1 protein-coding gene is annotated in these 3,449 nt (G+C 37.3%); it reads right to left on the bottom strand.

The window, feature by feature from the left end:
* Nucleotides 1–208: 208 nt before the first annotated feature.
* Nucleotides 209–2,794 carry an XDD3 family exosortase-dependent surface protein gene (locus tag F6K22_RS36275; RefSeq protein ID WP_293109499.1) on the bottom strand — a complete coding sequence of 862 codons (2,586 nt, stop codon included), beginning with the start codon at nt 2,792–2,794 and terminating at the stop codon, nt 209–211.
* Nucleotides 2,795–3,449 lie beyond the last annotated feature (655 nt).

Here is a 3,449-nt window from a genome sequence, read left to right as displayed (position 1 = left end):
CTGAAATAACCCTGAATAAACAAGAGTGCTTTATCTATTAGACACAAATGTTATTGTCATTATTATTTCATAGGGATGTTGCATACAACATCCCTAAATAACACTTAACTAGGACTAATAATGATTAATTTTTAACCATACCTCACCATCCTAACAAGTGCTGTAAATTTTTACTTTTTACTTCCATGAAACCTTTGACTACAGCAGCTTATCGACGTTGGCGACGACCTAAAGCAGCCAAACCAGCTCCAATTACAGTAAATAAACCCATTAGTGAAGATGGTTCGGGAACGCGGACTGAAGGTGTCTCATTAAGACGAGCTAAGGCTTCTTCAGGGGTAGTAGGAACTCCACCAATATTCCGATCGGTTCGTACGCCGAACTCTTCTTCCAACTCTTGCTCGCGCTGATTTTCAACTTCCGCAGCAGCAAGTCGCTCCTGCATATTCTCCCGTTTCTCAGCAGCGATAGCCTCATCAATAAATGGAACAAGAGTTCCTTCAATGTCTCTGAGCAAATCATTTTGAAGGTCAATTTGCTTGTCTTGTTGTTTGACAACCTGAGCTTTTTGACTTTCTGCTGCATTGCGACTTTCTATATCTTCTTGCCGCAAGGCAACTTCACTTTGACTAAGCGCTTTATTTTGAATTTTCACCTGCTCCCGCTGATTGCGAGCAACCTTAAATAGTCCAGCTTCAAACTCACGGCGCTGATACTCGCTGCCAATAGTTTTCGGATCGCCTACTTGCACCCCGTTAAAAGTATGAGTAGTGTAATTAACAATTTCCCCATCTTCATTGTAAACAGGAATCTTTACAGTTAAATCTTCAGCGGTGTAGGTTTTAAAATTATTGCTATCCAAACCGTCTGGGCGATCGCTATTGCTTGCTTCTACTTTCAAAGCATTGAAATACTCGTTAGCTCCATTTAAAAGATTGTCAAGAGATGAGGTCAGAGTATCAATAGAGGTAGCATCAATTTCATTGAGCAGATTTTGAGTCTCATTAATATTCTGTTCATAGAAAGCCATTTCCTCTTCCTGAGCAGGAGTTAGATTATTTTTATTATTCAACTTATTCCACTGTTTTTCAGAATTATCTCTGATTTTTTCCAGCTTTTGCTGCAAGCTGTTCTTATTGGAAGTATCGAAATGTTGATTGTAGAAATTGTCTAATTCCTGTTCTAAATTTGGCTTATCTATTTTTGCATCTGCAAGGTCTTGTTTCAGAGTATCAATCTTATTTTTCTGATTGTTGAATTGCTTCTCAAGTTTGTTAATGTTCCCTTGACGCTCTTGTTCAACTCCAACTTCAAAATCAGCAATAAGATCGTTAAAGAAAATCAACTCCTGTTCTTGCTTTGCTAAACTACCATCGTTACGTAACTCTATCCAACCTCCATCATAATTATTCTGTAGCTCTAGCTTTTGTTGTAAGCTTAAATTTTCCCAGTTATTGTTTTCCTTATATTCTTCCCACGCTTCTTTTTGAGACTTAAGTTGTGCAACTTCAACATAAGCATCCTTAATAGTTCCACTTGCTTTTGGCTTTGCTAGTTCCAGAGCTTCCTCTTTGCTAGGAACATTATCAAGTTTAGTTTCTATTTGATCCCGTTTACCTTCAGCGTCAAGAATTTTCTGTGGGTTCTCACTAATAGTTTCCTCAACTCCATTCAGATTATTAACTATTTTGTTGCGCTTGCCCAACTCTTTTTTAATCTCACTGTTAGCTTCTCCGCCAGGAACTTTCTTAGCAGCGTTATTATTTTTTCCGTTAAGAGGATTTATTTCCTGTTTTTGTAAACGTTTAACTTCTGCCTCAGCAGCAGCTTGACGTTCATTGTAAGTATCTATTTGTGCTTGGTGAGCATGAATTTTATTTTGATAACCTTCTACTTCAGCTTGGATGTTATCAATTTCAGTTTGTAGATTGCCGATAGTTCCCTCAAAGCTTTCTAGTTCTCCATCCCAAGGTTGACCATCCCAATCAAAGCCGTACCCTTGAGCAATTCCTTTGAGAGTTTCAATATCTTTTGGAGGTTCTGGAGGAACTATAGCATCAAGATTGAATTTGAAGCCAAAAAACTCCGTTCCACCCAAAGAGTTTTGATTGAACCCTTCTGCTGTCAGTTCTGTAGCAGTCAACATTTGAAAACCATCATTCGCAACTCTGTCACCTCCAGCAATCACATTGTACCCAGTACCATTGCCATTAAAGTAAGGGTTATCTGCTCCAAGATTACCGTAGAAGTTATTCTCGCTAGAATCAACTAAAGCTTCATAGTTATCAAGAGTACGATGCCCAAAGTTCTGCATCCCTACCCCTTTAGCAGCTACATTTTTGTAAACTCCCAAACCTGAATCAGCTCCAGAGTCAGAGCTACCTGAAAAGTGAATAGCGTGGAGGTTTCCTGCTTCCATAGATTGTTGGAAATTCTGACCCGCAGGAGTAAAGAATAAGTCTCCTGGGAAAATTCGATCTAAATTGCGGTCTAAACCCGTACCCAATAAAGGCATATTTCCACCAATAGCAACAAACATCTCGTTACCATTTTGGAAAACCCCCATTCCAGTAAGATCGTAGTCAGAACCATCAGTCATATCCCCAGTAGCATCTTGGCTATACTGCCATCCATCCACTCCTTCAAAAACTAGGGCTGTTCCGTCATTATTACATTCTAAAAATAAGCTAAAGACTCCATCAGTCAAAGCGAAACCTTCTGCCTTTTGAGAAGAACCATTTAATAGTAAAGCAGTTAAAGCAATTTTTGTACCGACGCTAAAAATTCGTTTCATTGTATGGTTGTGTGTGTGTTGTTTTTAACTCTTCACTATCTTCGTAAGGATTCAGCTATTTAGCGGTAATTTAGATCCTTAAATAAAGTGATTTATTACTCATTTTTATGTGATATGAATCATAGAAAAATTATGAAAAAACCTTTATTTTAAAATTGTAAATATCTAGTAAATATACACAGAATTAATATTTAATTTAGCATTTTTAGGTATTTACTCGCAATAAAATTCCTATTTACAATGCGTTAATAATTTTTTATTCTTATTATTAGTTTTTTAAACTTGATAATTTTTTTGCATTTTATAACTATGTAATTTCTGTCAAAGGCAAATATTTAATCCTTGATAATACTTGAAATAAAATCCTCCTAAATAAACTCGATATATTTATGTAAAAAAAAGGGAGAAATTGGCATTTATATGATTTTACAGTTGAGTAAACTACAAAATCGGTAGAGACTTTGCATAAAACTTCCGAGTTAGGAGGTAGGAGATAGGAGATAGGGAAAAAAGTGTTTTCATCACCCTCTTATCCGGAGACAGGAGACAGGAGACAGGAGACAGGAGACAGGAGACAGGAGACAGGAGACAGGAGGTAGGAGATAGGGAAAAAAGTGTTTTCATCACGCTCTTTCTGAAGCGGATCGTGTAGAGC

It is taken from the genome of Okeania sp. SIO2F4, from assembly GCF_010672385.1.
Taxonomy (GTDB): domain Bacteria; phylum Cyanobacteriota; class Cyanobacteriia; order Cyanobacteriales; family Microcoleaceae; genus Trichodesmium.
This window is presented reverse-complemented; position numbering and strand designations above follow the sequence as displayed.

What these genes read in the sequence shown, in the direction of transcription:
- F6K22_RS36275 (WP_293109499.1), bottom strand. Translation starts at nt 2,794, where the DNA reads ATGAAACGAATTTTTAGCGTCGGTACAAAAATTGCTTTAACTGCTTTA.